An 18492-nucleotide genomic window follows, 5' to 3' on the forward strand; every position below is an offset into this window, starting at 1 on the left:
AAAGCCTCTCGGCTTTCTCCCTTCTTGCAGCTTATCCGCCGCCCGTTAGGTTGACCTGCCTAAAGACATGCAGGCGCGGAACCAGCCTATACCATTTATTTCGACCAAAAATAAATTTATAAAATCATAGGAGGATTTTATGAAAATAATGTAACTTTTGCTTTTCTACCTGCTGCCCATGAGAAAGTAATTGCAAAATAAAATTTATACAGTGCGGCAATGAAGAACATTTTTCATTTTTTATAGACAAAATACCTAGATATGTGGTAAAATAATCCCATCAGGAGATACAAATGCCGAGAATAGTTCCGATAAGGGATTTAAAAAATACTACAGCAATTTCTCAAATATGCCATGAGGAAAAAGAACCGATTTTTGTTACAAAAAATGGTTATGGCGACATGGTCATTATGAGTATGGAAACCTATGAAAAAAATCTTTTTCTTTCTAATGTGTACGGGAAACTTGAAGAAGCAAGACAAGACATGAAAAGCGGCAGATATTCTTCTGTCGAGGATGCTGTTTTCCGTATAAGGGAAAAACATGGCTTATAATGTCCGAATTATGGAAAAAGCAGAAGAAGATTTATCAGAAATAATAACATATATTTCCAATACGCTCTGTAATCCCAAAGCTGCGGGCAGTTTGCTTGAAGAGTTTGTAGAAGTAAAAACAAATATTGAAGATAATCCGTATATGTATCCTTTAAGTAATGATTTAGTACTACAAGCAGAAGGATATCACAGATTTCTTTTTAAGAAAAATTACATTGCGTTGTATCTAATTAATGATGACAAAAAAGAAGTTTCAATAATGCGTATTTTTTATGCAAAAAGAGATTATGATAATTTGATATAAATAAAACCTAACACCCGCTTCAACGCTGACATTGCGGACAAGCCGCAAAATAGTTTAAGTAGTTGTTATACGAATATGTCGCCGGTGTACTAATTTTTAGGAGGAAAAAGTGAAAAAGATAATCTTATTTTCATTGTTAATATTTACTTCAATTCCAGGCTTTACTTATGACTATAGAGAAATTCTTTTTGGAAATAATTATGAAAATATCACAGAATGTACGGATGACGAAATATTAAAATATTTTAAAAATCAAAAAAGCATACGAGATGGGGAGTATGGAGATAAATATGTACGTCTTTTTGAAGAAAATTATGAAAATGGAGCTGTCTATCGGCTTTTAACAAGTTATGAAACTTTAAACGATGAAAACCTTTCAAAAATATATGAAAATAAAATGAGACTTAGACAATGGGTTTATATAAAAGTTAATGGGGTTTTTCATGAAATATCATATGGATATATTTATATACTGAATTCAGGAGATGGCACGTTAACAAGCTGGGATGAAGATAATTATGGTAATGTATCGGTTATAGAACGAAGTAATAAAATCATAGGAATTCTGGAGTTTAACAACGCTAAGCGTGTAATATTTCATTATGCCGATTCTGATGATGGTGAAAGCTGGGAAAGAACCGAACGTTCTACTTCCGCAAATTTTAAATATTGGAAAGATTTACAAAATGAATCTTTTTATAAAAACTGGTTGGGAGATGAATGTTTGCATTTAATAAGGCAGGATGTGGAAATCCCTATAATTAATATCGATTATTCATATCCTCTTATTGATAAAGTTCGTCCGTTTAAATATACAATTCAAAATGCTTTTGATGGTAATCCATCAACAAGTTATGTAGAAGACACGGAGGATAGCACAATAAAAATTGCATTATATTCAAAAAATCTTAATTCAAACTGCATAAAAATGAAAATCATAAATGGATATGCACAAAATGAAATGCTTTATAAAAATAATAATCGGATAAAAGTTATTGATTCATTTAATGAAAAATCTACGGCAGTTACCTTAAAAGATAAAAATCTTGAACCGCAGATTATAAATTGGATTGATTATGGTTTTTATGTAAAGGAATTGTATAAAGGAAAAAAATATAATGATACATGTATTGCTGAATTAGATTTTCAATCAGAAGATGGAAATTGGATATTTGAAAAATAATCGTCTAACGCCCGTTTAGGTCAGAGAAACCAGAATAATTTTCAAAATTTATGATCCGACTTTTATAAAACCTTTATGCATTCATAATATTTTTTTCAAAAAAATCGATCGCGTTTTTAAAATCCTTTTCGTTCGCTCTGTTCTTGTTTAAACCGCCGATGAGTTTTAAAGGGTCGAAGGTATCAAAGCCTTTACAGCCGAATATGCCCATACAGATTTTTTCGCTTTGTTCGGTTTTTTTGTGCAAAGCTTTTTCAAACCCTATAAAAAAATTATAATCACCTAACACCGTTTTCAAAGTCAACAACGCAGTCGAGCCTATGTCACGTCCCCCCCTCCCCGTTAGGTTGATGACTTGTGTCACTTAATGGTAATCAGGAAAATTCTTCTGTGGTGTTATTGTCTCAATGTAAGATTTATGACTTATCAACTAAAAGCTAAGTAAAATATTCATTATTGACAAATACTACGAATAGTGATATATTACGAATAGTGATGCAAAAGAAAGGAAGCAATAAGTGTGAGAGACAATATATCCAGTGGAGCTTTAACGGAAACGACATTATTGGTTTTATTAGCCTTATATAAGGAGCTGCATGGCTATGGAGTTAAATTATTTATTGAAGAAAAAACCGATGGAAGAGTTGTTTTGGGAATGGGGACTCTCTATGGAGCCATAAAAAATCTGGCAGAAAAAGGCTGGATTGTTGAATCTTCAAGATTCGATGGAAAAGTCAATTATATTATAACCGAATCGGGAAAAGAACAGGTTAAAAAAGAAGAGAAACGATTGCAGGAACTTCAATTATTGATAAAAAATATAAGAGGTAGATAATATGCAGAAAATTAAATTTTTTTTAGACCCGATAAGTGATTTAGAAACATGGCTAAATGAAACGGCTAAAAAAGGTTATCGATTAAAGGCGATCAATAATTTCGTATATAATTTTGAAAAAACCGATAAAAATTATTCTTATTCTACACAATTTATAGGCGCAAACTCATCACGCGAAAATGATAGCTATATACAAATGCTAAAAGAGAATGGAACAAGGGTGTATAGAGCTCCATTAAACCAAGGCAGCATAGTGTTTGGAAAAGTTAGATTTAGACCGTATGCACATGGTGATGGGAAAATAGCTAATTCTTTTCAAGGCTTTAATAAAGAAATACTCGTAGTTGAAAATAACGGAAAAGAACCGCAAAAATTGTTGACCGATAATTCCGATTTGGCAGAGCACTATAACAATATCAAGAATGCTTATTTGCAAGGATTTATCATTGTTTTTGCATTGTTTGTATTTTCTGCGTATAAAGTATACGAAAGCAACTTTGGAGTCTCTAAAATTATTTTAAGTGGGATTATCGGGTTAATTACATTGATAGTTGCAAGCATAGTATACAAAGCACAAAAAAACTATAAAAAATATAAAAAGGAGTCTGAGTTAACAGATTGATATTAGACCCCACGAATAAATACAAGACATCCAGTATGCAGATTAAGCTGCCGGCGAAGGTCAAAAGTCTAAAGGCTTCCTCGATTCTTGCAGCTTATCTGCCTCCCGTTAGAACGACATTTAGAAACTATTGCGGTTGTGTGCAATAAAATCACAAAAGTATCAATAGTGCACGCCAATACCAATAAAGATTTCCGAGATTGGCTCGCCATCCCGCTTTGCACGTCCTCCGATCTTATTAAAGCCCGGTACATTTTTCAGTTCAGCTAAATCGAATCCAAGGCTTGCCCGTACATAAATACTCCGCATCTTTTGAGGATATACGATAACTTCCATACCGCCTGCATACCATCCGTCTGCAGGGTGGTAATAGCGCCCGGTTTTAGTATCATGTACTAATGCAATATCAAGGAAGGGCACGAGATGGACATCACAATTAAAAAAGCGCACCCATGACACACCCGTAATTTCTTGAAAATCAAATGAGGCAATACGGATAGGCAGATCAATATTGAATGCAATCCCGGTATCTGTACTGAGCCGCTTATTCAAAATTCCCCGCAATGCTGCACCCGCCTGTAGAGTTTCTACATTGAAAAGATGGTAGAAAAGCTGAGCACGCCCATAGACGCCAAACCGGTCAAAAAAGGGATAATATCCCGCCGTTGAGGCAGCAAAACCGATTGCCATTTTTTTTGCTTTATAAAAACGATAAGAGTAAGTATTATCGAACAAGACGGAAAGTCCTTTCCTAAAATTTCCAATCCAGTTAACCTTGCCAAACGAAAGCGTATGCCCCCAGCCGAATGTCCATACCTTTAAATTCTCCGCTTGAATACCATCAAAAGCCCAATTTCCGGCAATACTCATAGAAGGAGTCCAAATCAATGACCCAAAGTGCTTTAGTTGGGTGATATTGACTGGAGTTCTCATATAAAAACTTGTTTTAAAGTAATAGCGATCATGAGGATACACATAACCGAGAACCGCAGGCTCCTGTTTATCGACCGTTTTTGATTTAGTATCATCCATCTCTTCATCAGGTGTACGTTGAGAAAGAGCCGGAACCGCATCTGTAGCAGTATTCGGCGATGAAGTAGTCCCTGTAGGATCTACGGGTTGCGAAGGCAGCTTGGTTGATACCGCATCAGCAGTATTTGATGAAGATCGGTCATTAATAATCAATTCCGGTACCATACCGAAGCGAAGCGAAAAATGCTTGTTTACCCTGTAGGCCGCTTCCAAACCGCTCGACAAAGTTATCTTAGGCAGTTCCTGATATACATAGGTTAGACCAAAGCTGCTCCCCCATGCCATGTCAAATATACCGGCACGAAAAGGCAAACTAAAGTTGAGTGTAGAGGAAAAAACTTGTTTATCCGTTTCGGTAGACTGATACACAATATCAGCTTTTAAGGGCTGCAATGTCCCGAGAAAATTAAAATCCTGCAATTTCAATTTTAATTGAAGCCCTGTGTTTGAATCAAATGAAGGATAGGGCACCGCAATAAAATTCCACGTATCAACCACAGTGACTGTCAGTGTAACGGGAATAAGTCCATCCGTAGTAGGAACTCCATAGTCTACCGTGATTACAGCTGACTCAATACTTCTGATATTTTTAAAGCGCTGCTCAAGCTCGGTAATATACTGCTGGAGCTTGTCTTCCAGCTCAAAAATACGTGCAGTATCTATCGGTACGGCACGGGAAAGCGGATACTCGCGCGTAAGTCCCTTAATAGCATACTGCACTGCCGTAATTTGGTACCGTTCAATGGGGAAAGGTGCGTCCGGTAGAACGGCAGCATCCTCTTCCGCATAAAGCATCCCTGCAAACAGTAATAAACTGATCATAAGGAGACTGTATTTACCTACGTGTAGAGCAGAACAGAAAAACATATTTCCGCTTTTATGTTTTTTTATCATGTTTTATCCTTTATCTTTAACCGAGAAACTAGTGATTTATCATCAGAACTGAGGGATGTTCTTCATCCCCGTATTATCCTATCATCATCAAAGAAAGTGTTGTATCTTCATCGGGGATAACACCGAGTGTTGCCCTATTTTGTACCATAATACAATCTTCTGCCTTAATCCGCAGCGGAGACTCCCCTGCCATTTCAAGCACACCGCTTCCTTCAATAATAAAAAGACACCCCCATCCTGTTTTTGCCGCCGGCGTTGTAAAATCACCAAAAGAGAGAATCCCGCGTGAAGAAAACGTTTTTCTTTCCAGCTTAAAATAGATACAGGTTGCCTTACCGCGAAAGGGGTGTTCGGGGCTAAGCATCATATCAGGAAGATAGCGGATAACATCCAGCCCTTTATGAATATGCAATTCGCGCGGACGACCCCAGTCATAGAGACGGTATGTTATATCGCTTGCCTGCTGTACTTCCAGCAGCCGTATACCGCCTTTAATGGCATGAACCGTACCGGCAGGGATAAAAATAAAATCACCTTTTTCAATAGGAACAGAGCGAAGCAGTCCTTCTAGTGTTCCATTTTCAAGTGCAGCATAAATTTCCTGGGCTGAATAATCTTCTTTCAACCCGTAGACAATTTCTGCCCCCGGTACTGCATCAAGAATATACCAACATTCAGTTTTGCCGGGACTGTGCTCGTGTATCTGTGCATAGGCATCATCCGGATGTACCTGTACAGACAAGGTTTGATCAGCCTGAATAACTTTTATCAGTATTGGGTAGGGCTGCGGGATTACATCAGAAAGATATTCACCTGCCATACTCGGATCCGTACTATCCACCAGTGATAAACCTGCTTTATGAGTCGACACAATCCAGCGCTCGTTGCCCCAAACTCTTTCAGAAATGAACGGCTTTGTTTTAAACATTATATTTTCTCCTCGGATGAACGATCAACAAGCCCGGCACGGTTTGTGAGCATTAACCTTCTACACGCATAAACCTATTCTGACACTTACCGTTCGGAACAGGTTTAATCTTCTTAGTTATAACAAGTTTACCGGATCAACGTCCGTTTCAATATACACGCCGGCTGCACACCGGTATTCCGTGATAAACCGGTACACAGCCTTCTGAACCGGAGCCAGTACTGCCGCACGCAGCAGCAGTTGAAACCGGTAATTACCCGCAACCATCGACAGCATACAGTCTGAAGGTCCCAGTATTTCTACCCCTGCCGCAGGAAGCAGCTCTTTCAGCACAGAACAGGCGCTATATGCCGCTGCCTCTGCTTGCTGCTCATCCTTGCTGCGGAATACCAGCCGGATAAGCCGGGCAAAGGGCGGAAACTCTAACACCCGGCGCTGCTGCAGCTCTTGGCTATAAAAAGACTCGGCATCGCTATGCTGAGCGCACACAATCGCAGGATGGTAGGGATTATAGGTTTGAATAATGACCTCTCCATCAGGTACATACCGCCCTGCCCTACCCGCTACCTGCATGATCAGCGAAAAACTACGTTCCGATGCACGAAAATCGGGCATTTGCAAGCCGGTATCAGCAAGGGCAATGCCCACAAGCCGTACACCGGGGAAGTTCAATCCTTTTGCAATCATCTGAGTACCCAGCAATATATCGATTTTACCATCCCGGAAATCATGAAGAATCCGCACCGTTTCCTTATTCTTTTGCAGCACATCGGTGTCAATCCGCTGAATGGTACAGTCAGGAAACGCCTTGCGCACCTGCTCTTCGATATATTCCGTACCGATACTGGTATATCCGGCTTCTATAGAACCGCATTCAGGGCAGGCGGTAGGAGGTTGTGCCGTCCAACCGCAATAATGACACTTCATCAATCCTTCACTTTTATGAAGGGTGAGCGGCACGGAGCAGTTCTTACATAATACCTCATGTCCGCAGTTTTTGCACTTAAAAAAATGAGAAAATCCGCGCCTATTCAAAAAAATAATACTTTGCTTACCTTGAGCCTTAGTACGCCGCATCTCTTCAATAAGGGCGCCGCTTAAAGCCCCCTGCGTACTTAAAAGCGATTCAATGCGGATACGGGGTAAGGCGCCGCCTGAAAGCCGCTTGGTAAGCCGTAGTGTACGGATTCCTCCCGTCTGCATCAAATGCCATGCCTCTACCGACGGTGTTGCCGACCCCATCACCAAGGGACAGCCGTGTTTTTTACACAGGTACATAGCAACTTGCCGTGCATGGTAACGCGGGGTAAAGCCCGATTTATACGATCCGTCATGCTCTTCGTCAATGATAATGAGCCCTAGATTACAGACAGGGGCAAAAACAGCGCTGCGCACACCGACAATAATCCGTGCCTCACCCCGTGCTATACGCCGCCATTCAGCAAGCCGCTTGCTGCCGGTTAGCCCTGAGTGCAGCACTGCGCAGCGGTCACCAAAGCGCTGCCTCACTGTGTCTGCTACTTGATGGCTCAAAGTAATTTCCGGCACCAGATAGATAACAGATTTTCCGGCAGCAAGCACGCGCGAAGCAGCCTGTAAAAACACCTCTGTTTTCCCTGACCCGGTAATGCCGTACACATAAAAGAAATCACCGGTATTGCAGCCGGTAATCGCATCGACTGCCGCAGTTTGCTCATCCGATAGATTGAATGCAGCAGCGGAAAAGTCCGTCCCGTTCAGTTCAAAGCCCTCGGTATTCAGCTCCCCTGCTTCGCGCTTACCGGACGGCAGCATGGCAGACAGAGCAACCCCTTCTGCGCAGATATAAAAGTGAGACATCCAGCGGGCAAGCTCCACCTGCTCTGCTCCAAAAAGCGGTTCCGCATCAATCACACGGTCAATCGGCTTTATATCAGCTGCTGCAAAAGGGCAGCTTTTCGGCAGCTCATGATGTTCTGCTATGATAAAACCGGTGAGCTTTCGAGAACCGAACCGGACAGCTGCTCTTTTACCCACCAGCGATACCGAGGCAGCGGATTCTGCACCTTGCACCGTTTCAGAATCGGCAGGGTTACGGTAAAAAAAAGACTGATATAATGGGAGTTTAAAGACAAGTTCCAGCCATTGCGCCATACGCTATCCCTGCCCCTGCAGCGTCAGCAGCCGGGAACGGAACCGTTTGAGGTCTTCCCATGCGGGACGCTTCAAACTTTCGTCCCGCAGCAGCGCACTCGGATGGTAGGTAGGCATGAGCGGTATACCGCTATATTCAAAAAAACGGCCGCGCAGCTTGCCTATTCCTTCAGATGTTTGGAGAAGATGCTGCGCCGCAACTCTCCCCAGTACTAAGATCATCTTAGGACGGGTTAAACGGATTTGCGCTTCTAAAAAGGGAGCACAGCAGCTCCGTTCATCAGGTTCAGGATCACGGTTCTGCGGCGGACGGCATTTTACCACATTTGTAATATAGCAATTAGTTTTACGGGACAGCTGAATGGCTTCAAGCATCTTATCGAGGAGCTGCCCCGCCTTCCCGACAAAGGGGCGGCCCTGCCGGTCTTCATCTGCACCCGGTCCCTCACCGATAACCATAACCTCAACTGAATTGCTGAGGCGGGACAGCTCTTCCGGACCTTCCCCTGCTACCGGCTTAGTGCGCGTTGCAGCAAGTTTACAAGCACCGCACTGCGCTACGGCAGCATACACTGCTTGGAGCGAACCAAGAACATCCCCATCAGACAGAGCAGACTGTGCTATAGCTTCTGCAGTGGCACAGCCGCTGCACCTTTGCTCGCTGCCGGAAACAACAGACAACCCGCTATGGCGATCCGTAAAGGACGGAACAAAAGAACCGGAAGCAATATCCCTGCCGGAGATACCTACCGCAGGTGGAGCGTTACCAGCCCCTTCCTGCACAGCTGCGGATACCCTACCGGCAGCGACGGCATAACTTTCAGGATAGGGTGCATCAGAACGGTATCCTTTTATGTACTCAGAGCCTGTTCTAAAAAAATGATATAATATCTCACAGTCATCAGGCTGAATCATGTACTAAAATTCCCAACCGATTCCGACCTGCGGCTGAATGATATACGCAGGATAGCCGTTTCCACCCCGAAAGGGAACAATATGATCAAGATTAACTTCTACATAAAGTCTTTTATAAAGATAGATATAGAGCGCAGTACCGGCATTAAATGTAAGCCCCCAGTACCAGGTCTTATCACTTGTAAGCACTTCCTTAGTATGATAAGTAAACAGTGGACCAAACATAAAAATTGAACCGACACCGGCATGAACATCGAGTACTAAACGGCGTCTGATAATGGGATAAAAATACACAGCATTCAGATTTGTGAATAGCAATCCGGTACTTACTGTATATCCGTCAGCTTTATGTTTGAAATAAGTTCCCGAACTCGTAAGATTGATCCCGAAATTGCCATAGAACCGCTTAATCGGTACAACAGTAAAGCGTATTCCTCCGGCAAGCGGGGCAATATCGCTAGCAAAATACTGCTTGAGTACCTTATTTCCGATAAAACCATTAAAAACATAGTTACCTGAAATAAAAACATCAATCGGTTTTTGAAAGCGGAATACAATCCCCCGCTTCGCTGCCCGTAAATCGCTTGGATCCACCGCTGCAAATGTATAGGTACCGGGATTCGCTCTCAGAAGCTCAACCCCTATCACCGCATTCGTTCCTGCTTCATTTACTTGAACAATCGTCCCCTGCAAAACAGTTCCAGTGAGTTCATCTGTAAGTGTAAACACAGTATCTTCATGAAGATTCTTACCGGTAGCAGTGAGCGTTTGTGATTCCAATTCATCAAAGTTAATCACTCCAGGCGAAATAGCCGCTATCTCCGGCTGGTATGCTAAGCGGATATCAAAATTACGATATGCACTCATTTCTTCCTTTTGCTCCAGCAAGTTGATAATTTGGACCCGGTAGCGGTAACTTCCGGGGGGCAGCGATACATCCTTATAATTAATTTTTACAATATCCTGATCGATAATATTCCAAACATTTGTTTTTTTGTCAAACTTCTCAAGCTGAAATTCAAAACCGAAAATATCGTCGATCGCCTCCCACGAAAGCCGCTGCACCAGTGTAATACCCTCATCAGTCTCCTGCAGAAAATAGTTTTTTTTCTCGTTCACCGGCAGTTTTACTTCCGCTACTGTCTCCGTATTCTGCTCCGGTGTTGCCGTTTCGCCATGTACCCCGGCTTGCTCCTGAGCAGCCGCCGGAAAGAGACATAGAGCCAAAAGACCGGCACAAATCATAACAAAATACTTATCTACCATACAAAACCCCTGTTTCATCGACCCTCACCGAAGTCGGTTTCGGTAAATCGATTTCAAAACTGAGTCGGGAAACAGTACCGTCTTGGAACACCTTTCCGTTGCTCAACCGGCGCTGCGCCCGCACCTCTGCCGTAAAAGAACCACGTGATAAGAGGGTAATTTCCTGAAAGTTAAATTCAGGGGTCTCTGCTGCATCCGCTAGGATATCCCGCGTAACAAGCGGCTTACCTTTGGCATTCCGTAAAGTAAAGCGGTAATGTGTTACATCAGGTACCTTAGTCCACTGGAAATCAATACTACGGTAAGATTTAAAGAATGCAGCATTGAGCACAGCATTTTGCTCCGGCACAATAAAAGAAGCAGGAGGAAGCGGCGGTATGGGAAGTACCGTAAAAGTATAGGGTTTCGATGATGAAATATCAAAACCTTCAAAAACCGTTGCCTTTACTTCCCATGTATATTTACCTGCATCTAACCAAGGAGCTTGTACCTCCTTGGAGGGATTCTGCACAGCCAGTACTGGCGCCGTAGCACCCTTCTTTTGCAAAATAAACTGCGCTGAAGATGGTTCTACCATTGCCGACCACTTAAAGCTAAAGGGCTGAAGTGCAGCGTCAAGTCCCTTTACAGAAGCGCCGTCACGAGGGTGAAGAAGCTCAACAGGTCGAAGCTGGCGCAACATAAAATCATGATCAACGGCAAGACCGTACCGGCGCGTAGATGTTATCGATGCAGCAGAAAACCCCTGAATACTCAACCGATACATTCCGTCTTCAACATGGTGCAACGGCATCTCGATTTCTGTATTAGTAACAAACAAATTCTCATAAATCGGGTCATCCTCATACCCCGGTTTGAAAATACGCAACTGATAATAATCAGCGCCTGCAACAGGTGTCCATGCAAACTTGTTTTTTTTCTCCGCCAATACCATAACCATTTGAGTAACACCCAATAAGCGGGGCTTTTCCAGCGGTTCCGCAACGACAACTTGTTTTACCTCTGACTTTACCGTACCTACATTACTTTCAGTAATCACTCGCCAATACCATGTCCCCTTCGGTAAAGAAACAGCTTCAATCCCATTTCCGTTTGTTGTCACATCAGCAGTTAGCCTTTCGAAGTCAGGAGAAGCGGACACTTGAAAACGCTTATCGGCTTCCACATTTGTTTTCCATGTAAACCGAACATCAGGACACAACGTGTCAGCAATGGTAAACCCTTCAGGAGGAAAGATACTGCGCAGCGAAAAATCACTGTTCATTGTTTCAAACCGAACCGGAGCAGTTGCTGCCGTCTCCATCCCCTTGGAGTCAATACCGGACACTGTCCAATAGTAATCGCCATTGGGCAAAACGGCTGCGGCATCCGCCAATTTAAAAGAATTGGATTCAACAACCGTATCGACCACTATATTTTTCATCTGGGCATCTTTTGCAACTTTAAGCCGGTATGATTTTGTTTCGGACTTATTTTTCCATGCAAATGTCATCTCCTGCCCGCGGGCTGTTTCAGCCATGGCTTGCGGAAAAAGCGCTTGAGGAGCTTCCTGCACTGCATTTTGCTGCTCAACATGAAAGAATGCTATCTTTGAAGACTCAGGAGCACTTTCTGTCCCAATCAGATACCGCGGGGTAACTCTCCAATACCATGTTCCTTCAGTAAATTCCGGCAAGGTCAGCGACTGTGTATTGGTAAAGCGGCTAAACTGCGGATTCCTAAAATCGGGGTTATCGGCAACTTCTAACAAATAGGATGCTGCCAGTGTATTGCCTTCCCACAAAAACCTGATCGAAGGAGGAGTTTCCACATAGGTATATTTCGCTTCAAAAACAGGTTCAAGCAATACCGGCGCTGGAGCCGAAACAATAGTAATTTTACCGCCTAGCATCGATTGTTCATCACCAGCAGCTTCTCCTGCATAGAGCCGCCAATAAAATGAATTTTTTTGCTGAGGAATAGTAAATTCCGTTAATCCGGTAACCGTATAGCGCTGTGTTTCATCGGAAAAATTACTAAAAGGCGCCGTTTCAAGGTATAAATCATCTCCAGTCTGCACAGTAGTCTGCCATTGAAAAGGAACGTCAACGCCTTTTCCGCTCTGATTCAATAACTTTATGCTTTTTCCGGGACTAATCATCACAAAGGGCTGCTCTGTGCCGGTTTGCACTATTGCCCCCTGCGTTAACACACGGCTATCTTCTGCTCCATCCTGTCCGCTCAGTACGGCTTCACCTTTCTCAACCACAAATTGAGTAGTTCCTACAATACTTTTATCAGCACGAAGCGTGGAGCCTCTTGCTACCTTTGCTGTAGTATTTTCAGAGCTAATCACCATATCGGAAGAATCCGACGTTACAGCAGACACAAGACCGCTATCCAAGTTAATCTGTGTCTCTTCATTGTTGACAAAAACTTGAATCATCGTGCTTGACCCAAGATCAACCACATTACGGTCGACAAAATAAAGCGTTGCCTCCGCATTAGGCGCTGTGCGGATTGTATCCCCGTTGTAAACAGGAGAATTCTGCTGCGGGCGGTCCCATACAGCACGGTCAAGAAATTTCCGCTGGACTGCTTTATACTTAAAAGTAACGGTTGCTACCGGTGTTTTATCAGTCCTCGAAAACGTCTTATTCAAATTCTCCATAAGGCGATGAGAAGCAAAAAAAATCACCAGTAAAGCAAGCAGTACAACCGCAACATCCGCCCCTCTATTATTAACCCTAGGATTGGATCTTATATTTCTTTTCGTCTTCATCGAGGTTCACCTTTGCAAAGTCAGGAATGGGAATACCCAGTACATTTCTAATCTGATTAAGACTGGTAGGACCTTTTGCCCCTGCACCGGGAATACCTGTTTCATGCGGCATATTGACAACTGCAAACATACGGAGCGGTTTTTCCTTTCCCTTTACAGTAACCGAAGGCATTTCTTCTACCAGTACCTGATCCTGCACCAGCCGATAGGTATACTCCGTAATAAGAATATCAGTACCCATCGGTTTATTCAAAGCTTCGGTTCGAGAGGCAAGATTCACAGCATCACCGATAACCGTGTATTCCATACGCTTTTGCGAACCTATTTGCCCGGCAACAACCGGACCTGAGTTAATACCGCATCCAATACGGATAATCGGTTTTTTATCACCGCCGCGACCTTTGTTAAACCGCATCAGCGCAGCACGCATACGGAGTGCAGCCCTAATACAATTGAGCGCATCCTCCCGAGGGGAACCAGCCGATGTGGGTGCACCCCATACAGCCATAATGGCATCACCGATAAACTTATCTACAACACCATGAGTATCGTTTACGCACTCTACCATCTGAGTCATATATTCATTTAAGAACCCGACAACCTCAAACGGCTGCAGCTTCTCAGAAATAGCAGTAAAAGAGCGGATATCGGAAAAGAATATTGTTGTTTCCTTTGTTTCACCACCGAGAGCCAAGCGCCCCTGCATTGCCAATTCCGCTATCTCTTTGTTGATAAACCTACCGAACGAATCTTTAAGCCGCTCCCGTTCTGCAAGACCTTTACCCATTTGAACAAAGCTCGAAGTCAAAAGCCCGATTTCGTCCCTCGTTTTCGGCTTAAGAGACAGCTCATATTGACCTGCTTCGATTTGATGTGCCGCAACAGTCAGTAATTTGATCGGTGTACTAATTGATTTTGACACAAACCAGACAAACATTGCTGAAAACGCAAGGACTGCAATACTTAAATAGAGATTACGCTTTGCCGTATCGTTAACGGGTTCCAGTACTTGTGCGGCTTCCGCTGTTGTCAGCACCGCTGAATCGCCAAGTGAAAGCCGGGTATAAGACCCGAAGTGCTTTTTACCGTGCGCGTCCTCAAAAAGCATCTGCCGATTGGTATCACCATTCTCACGCATTTGCGTAAAAAGCGGAAAAGAAGCAACATTTGTAGCGTTGCGGACAAGTTCAAAGTCGGGATGAATTAAAATATCACCGGTATCATTAACTAAATAGGTTGTTTGCAGCGTTCCCTGCCCAAAACCATCAGTTATTTTTTCTGCTGAAAAGAAAACAGCAAGTCCCTGTGACAACCCCTTCTCTTTATATGGATAAAACAGGACAAGCATCGGCTGATTAAACAGCGGCGCAGCATTGAGTATCTTCATAATTCCACGCTCAACCTGCAATGCGACATCCTTTTCTTGTTTCAAAAAAGTCCGTACAAGAGATGAATCCAACTCATGGGCTAAAAAGAAGGTTGTATTAAAAAAGGTACGCTCTATCCCATCAGAACGCCGGGAATCCGTTACTAATACGGCAGCTACCGATGGATTCCGTTCAAAATAAAACGCAGCAGCTTGTTTTGCAAAACCGCTCGTACTTTCCGCCGTATTAAGAATATCTAAAAGCAAAAACGCATTCGCCCTGATAGATGAAAGCTCATTTTCCACAGCGCTTGCCGTCTGTGCATTGACTGTCCGGTTGTTTTCTTCGGCAGTGATTTGAACCTCTTCACTACCGAACCATGTTACCAGCATGGTAATTGTTCCCAGTGCTATAAGCAGCAAAACTGAAATCATAATAACCAGCTTTGCACCTATTGGAAACCGTACCTTTTCCGGCTTCATTGTCTGTTTTTCTTTTTGCTCAGCCATTTATATCTCCGCATTCGAAGTGATCATAGCTTCTCCGGGAAATTCATATAATAAGCTAACGTCCCCATTTAGTCATTCTATATCTATGATCAAACAGTGGTAATTTTAGTATAACTTTTTATTTACCGCAAGATAGATATACCAAGAAATATAAAACTACCCAAAAAGAACCACGGTTACATGCTCCAGAAGATGCCCTCATCCTTAAACTTTCTTACGGTTATTTTTATAAGCAGTATTACTGTTACATCACCTCAAGGAAGGGTACCAGTACCAGCTCTGTTGCATTTTTCAGTACAATTTGAACGGCACGGGCAAGAGCCAACCGTGTTGCAGCAGTATCGGGATTTTCCGCTGCTAGAATAGGACAGTCGTGATAAAATCTGCTGAAGAGCTTACACACATCGTATAAATACCCGGTTATAAGTGTCGGGGTGTACTGAGCTGCCGCCTTATCAATCTGAGCGGGAAACTCTTCCAGTTTTTTCAATAGCGCCCATTCAGCTTCAGAACCGAGCAATTCAGGCTTTACCGTACCGGCTTTTGCATTCTTGCCCTCTTCAGTTTCCGCCTTGCGTAGAATAGAAGAAATACGCGCACCCATATATTGAATATAGGGACCGGTATTGCCGTTAAACGAGAGGGACTCTTTTGTGTTAAAGAGCATATCCTTCATTGCATCTACCTGCAGTAAAAAATAATGCAAAGCGCCCAAGGCAACCTTTTCGGCTACCTCTTCAGGATTTCCAACTGCTTCTTCCCTACCCTTTGCGGCAATTTCTTCCAACGCACCGTTTTTCAAGTCGGTAATCAAATCGTCAGCATCAACAACAGTACCTTCACGGCTCTTCATCTTACCTTCCGGCAAATTGACCATACCATAAGCAAGGTGATGCAGTCCGGTGTACCACTCGTGCCCCAGCTGCTTGAGTACATAAAACAGCACTTTAAAGTGATAGATTTGCTCATTTCCTACGACATAGATGAGCTTATCAAAGGGCCATTCACCATGCCGTGTAATTGCCAGCCCGATATCCTGAGTAATATACAGCGCAGTGCCGTCTCCACGCAGCAAGACTTTTTTATCCAATCCAATAGGCGCAAGATCAATCCAGACGGAATTATCCTCATCTTTATAAAAAACACCCCGCGCCAAGCCTTCCAAAATTTCAGCTCTGCCTTTACGGTACACTTGACTTTCAAAAAAGAGCTTATCAAACGAAACACCCGTCCGCTTATAGGTTTGCTGGATTCCCTGTAAAGCCCAGCCGTTCATCAGCGTCCACAGCTCAAGCGTTTCAGGATCGCCTGACTCCCATTTCCGCAGCAGTGCCTGGGCTTCTTCTTCCGCTTCGGGATGCTCTTTGCTGTACTTATGAAAGCGGACATACATATCCCCGACAAATTTATCCGGCTTAATACCTTCTTTCACCGGATCGGTGCCATTTCCAAAAAGACGGTACGCCAACATCGACTTACAGATATGCACCCCGCGGTCGTTAATGATGTTTGTTTTATAGACCTCTGCACCGCCGAACTTTAAAATACGGGAAAGGCTTTCCCCGATGGCATCATTGCGCAGGTGCCCAAGATGGAGCGGCTTATTGGTATTCGGACTTGAAAACTCCACCATGATTTTTTTACCGGCAAGGGTATTTGTTTTACCATAGGAATCTTTTTGTGTTAAAATAGCGTTGAGTATCTGCCCCGCGACATCACCCTTGGGTAAAAAAACATTGATATACGGACCAACAACTTTGATTGTCCCCTGCCCCTGTACAGCCGGATCAGCTTGCAGGAGCGGCAGTATATCCGCAGCAATTTTTGCCGGAGCGCAATGCATCAGTTTTGCAAAACTAAAAAGCGGAAAACCTAAATCCCCTAAGTTTGGATCAGGCGGTGTTTCCATAATAATCCGTTCTGCAGAAACGGCTTCAGTTCCATCAGGGCGCAGCGCGGTTAATGCCCGTGCAATACTTTCTTTCCATAATATCCGTATATCGTTCATAAACACCTCTCTTGCATGTTCAAAGTCTCTAGTATAAAAAAAGATCACCGTTCCGGCAAGAGGTACTGAACGGCGTATTTGCCGACCGATAATGATTGACATTTTTGCTACGGTTATTATCATGGTTTATATGAAAAAGCATGTGAAAATTATAGGTATCGGATTTTGGTTTTTCTGTTTTGCTGCGCTCCTATCTGCCCAGAATGGAACAGTATTATTCCGTCAAACAGTAAAAGTAAGCGCTCTTTCCAACGGAGTCGAAAAAAAGATTTACAGCACTATCGAAAAAAAGAAGGTAGAAAATCAGCTGCTTTTAACCGTAACAGAATTCAAATCCGGCGATATTGAAATACGGTCAGACAGTTTTAAACTAGGGAAAATGCCGTTTTCTTCGCTCTTTTATTGTGTGATCCCTGCCGATCTGATACAGCGTAATACTGACGGAGCATACGTGCTTGATAATCTTTCGGGTGTTTATAAGGTAGCAATGTCAAAACCGAAAGCAATTATCACAGGTACGCTTGATATATTTACCTGTAATCTCACCTTAGCAGTCAACGGCATGGGGAAAAAGCTTACTCTGCTGCTCTCTTCCAACATTGATGACAGCATGGATGAAGAAGAATGAGAAAGCTTCATATCAATAAGAACACCGGTAAGAGAATAACGAATAAAGCAAAAGCGGATCGCGAATCAGTTTTTTAGAGCGACCCTACAGATTAAGCCTCCGGCTCGATATATTGGCAGTAATGCAAAACAGCGCTACCGGCGGCTGCAGGAATCCTCAACCTGAGTTTCTTCCCGCAGCGGTTCAGCCGCTGTTTTAATCTTAAAAATAAAGACATAATACTTAATACAGATTAGCACTACGATAATAATACGGGCATAGATGTTGGGCGAAAAATAGAATCCCGCAATCAGCAATGTTGATGCAAAGCCTAAAATGAGTACTTTTGCTTTAAGAGTCATAGAACGGGTTTCGTTGAACTGCTTAACATGCTTTTGATATAGCTTGGTTGAAAGCAGCCAGCGGTGCATCCGTTCGGATCCTTTTGCAAAACAGAACACAGCGCCTAATACAAATGGTGTAGTCGGCAAAATAGGTAAAAATACACCGAGTACTCCTAAGCCTAAAAAAATAAAACCAATAATAAGCCAAAGATATTTCATCATAGACTCCT

At 42.9% G+C, this 18492-nt stretch carries 16 protein-coding genes; 6 read left to right on the forward strand and 10 right to left on the reverse strand.

Annotated features, from left to right (window positions below):
* Nucleotides 1-293 precede the first annotated feature (293 nt).
* From ACTTJ8_RS06380 to ACTTJ8_RS06390, 3 genes are all read left to right on the forward strand, one after another.
* Entirely contained in the window at nt 294-554 is a 261-nt protein-coding gene (locus ACTTJ8_RS06380) for a type II toxin-antitoxin system Phd/YefM family antitoxin (protein ID WP_442720657.1), read from the forward strand.
* A gap of 10 nt (nt 555-564) precedes the next feature.
* On the forward strand, nt 565-858 hold the full coding sequence (locus ACTTJ8_RS06385) for a type II toxin-antitoxin system RelE/ParE family toxin (RefSeq protein WP_442720658.1): 294 nt from the start codon (nt 565-567) through the stop codon (nt 856-858).
* Nucleotides 859-967: 109 nt separating this feature from the next.
* Nucleotides 968-2041 (forward strand): NADase-type glycan-binding domain-containing protein, encoded by a 1074-nt coding sequence (locus ACTTJ8_RS06390; RefSeq protein WP_442720659.1) that lies wholly within the window; start codon nt 968-970, stop codon nt 2039-2041.
* A 73-nt stretch (nt 2042-2114) separates the two neighbouring features.
* Here ACTTJ8_RS06390 and ACTTJ8_RS06395 read toward each other — a convergent pair whose 3' ends face one another.
* A complete protein-coding gene (locus ACTTJ8_RS06395) occupies nt 2115-2405 on the reverse strand; it encodes an NADPH-dependent FMN reductase family protein (RefSeq protein WP_442720660.1) in 291 nt (96 codons plus the stop codon).
* Between the two features lie 156 nt (nt 2406-2561).
* Here ACTTJ8_RS06395 and ACTTJ8_RS06400 point away from each other — a divergent pair, with 156 nt between their 5' ends.
* Nucleotides 2562-2876: a PadR family transcriptional regulator gene (locus ACTTJ8_RS06400; protein ID WP_442720661.1), complete on the forward strand. Its 315-nt coding sequence runs from the start codon at nt 2562-2564 to the stop codon at nt 2874-2876.
* A 1-nt stretch (nt 2877) separates the two neighbouring features.
* Nucleotides 2878-3498 carry a DUF2812 domain-containing protein gene (locus ACTTJ8_RS06405; RefSeq protein WP_442720662.1) on the forward strand — a complete coding sequence of 207 codons (621 nt, stop codon included), beginning with the start codon at nt 2878-2880 and terminating at the stop codon, nt 3496-3498.
* Between the two features lie 162 nt (nt 3499-3660).
* Here the strand turns inward: ACTTJ8_RS06405 and ACTTJ8_RS06410 are convergent, their stop codons facing one another.
* From ACTTJ8_RS06410 to argS, 8 genes are all read right to left on the reverse strand, one after another.
* Nucleotides 3661-5352: a BamA/TamA family outer membrane protein gene (locus tag ACTTJ8_RS06410; RefSeq protein WP_442720663.1), complete on the reverse strand. Its 1692-nt coding sequence runs from the start codon at nt 5350-5352 to the stop codon at nt 3661-3663.
* Between the two features lie 145 nt (nt 5353-5497).
* On the reverse strand, nt 5498-6352 hold the full coding sequence (locus tag ACTTJ8_RS06415; RefSeq protein WP_442718719.1) for a type I phosphomannose isomerase catalytic subunit: 855 nt from the start codon (nt 6350-6352) through the stop codon (nt 5498-5500).
* 117 nt (nt 6353-6469) lie between these two features.
* Entirely contained in the window at nt 6470-8485 is a 2016-nt protein-coding gene (gene priA, locus ACTTJ8_RS06420) for a replication restart helicase PriA (RefSeq protein WP_442720664.1), read from the reverse strand.
* A 3-nt stretch (nt 8486-8488) separates the two neighbouring features.
* Entirely contained in the window at nt 8489-9400 is a 912-nt protein-coding gene (locus tag ACTTJ8_RS06425) for a uracil-DNA glycosylase (protein ID WP_442720665.1), read from the reverse strand.
* 3 nt (nt 9401-9403) lie between these two features.
* Nucleotides 9404-10666, reverse strand: coding sequence for a fibronectin type III domain-containing protein (locus ACTTJ8_RS06430; protein WP_442716254.1), 1263 nt, complete (start codon nt 10664-10666; stop codon nt 9404-9406).
* Nucleotides 10656-13427, reverse strand: a complete 2772-nt coding sequence (locus ACTTJ8_RS06435) for a FecR domain-containing protein (RefSeq protein WP_442718723.1) — start codon at nt 13425-13427, stop codon at nt 10656-10658. Before ACTTJ8_RS06435 ends, ACTTJ8_RS06430 begins: the two co-directional genes overlap by 11 nt.
* The gene (locus ACTTJ8_RS06440; RefSeq protein WP_442720666.1) at nt 13393-15303 is read right to left on the reverse strand and encodes an adenylate/guanylate cyclase domain-containing protein; all 1911 of its coding nucleotides are present in this window, start codon (nt 15301-15303) and stop codon (nt 13393-13395) included. The genes ACTTJ8_RS06435 and ACTTJ8_RS06440 overlap by 35 nt, the downstream gene beginning before the upstream one ends.
* A 244-nt stretch (nt 15304-15547) precedes the next feature.
* A complete protein-coding gene (argS, locus tag ACTTJ8_RS06445; RefSeq protein ID WP_442720675.1) occupies nt 15548-17311 on the reverse strand; it encodes an arginine--tRNA ligase in 1764 nt (587 codons plus the stop codon).
* A gap of 130 nt (nt 17312-17441) precedes the next feature.
* Between argS and ACTTJ8_RS06450 the strand changes: the two genes are divergently transcribed.
* Entirely contained in the window at nt 17442-17939 is a 498-nt protein-coding gene (locus ACTTJ8_RS06450) for a hypothetical protein (protein ID WP_442720667.1), read from the forward strand.
* A gap of 134 nt (nt 17940-18073) precedes the next feature.
* On the opposite strand, the gene ACTTJ8_RS06455 is transcribed toward ACTTJ8_RS06450, so the two are convergent.
* Nucleotides 18074-18484: a YbaN family protein gene (locus ACTTJ8_RS06455; protein ID WP_442716250.1), complete on the reverse strand. Its 411-nt coding sequence runs from the start codon at nt 18482-18484 to the stop codon at nt 18074-18076.
* Nucleotides 18485-18492: the final 8 nt, after the last annotated feature.

The organism is Treponema sp. (assembly GCF_052169735.1).
GTDB lineage: Bacteria > Spirochaetota > Spirochaetia > Treponematales > Treponemataceae > Treponema.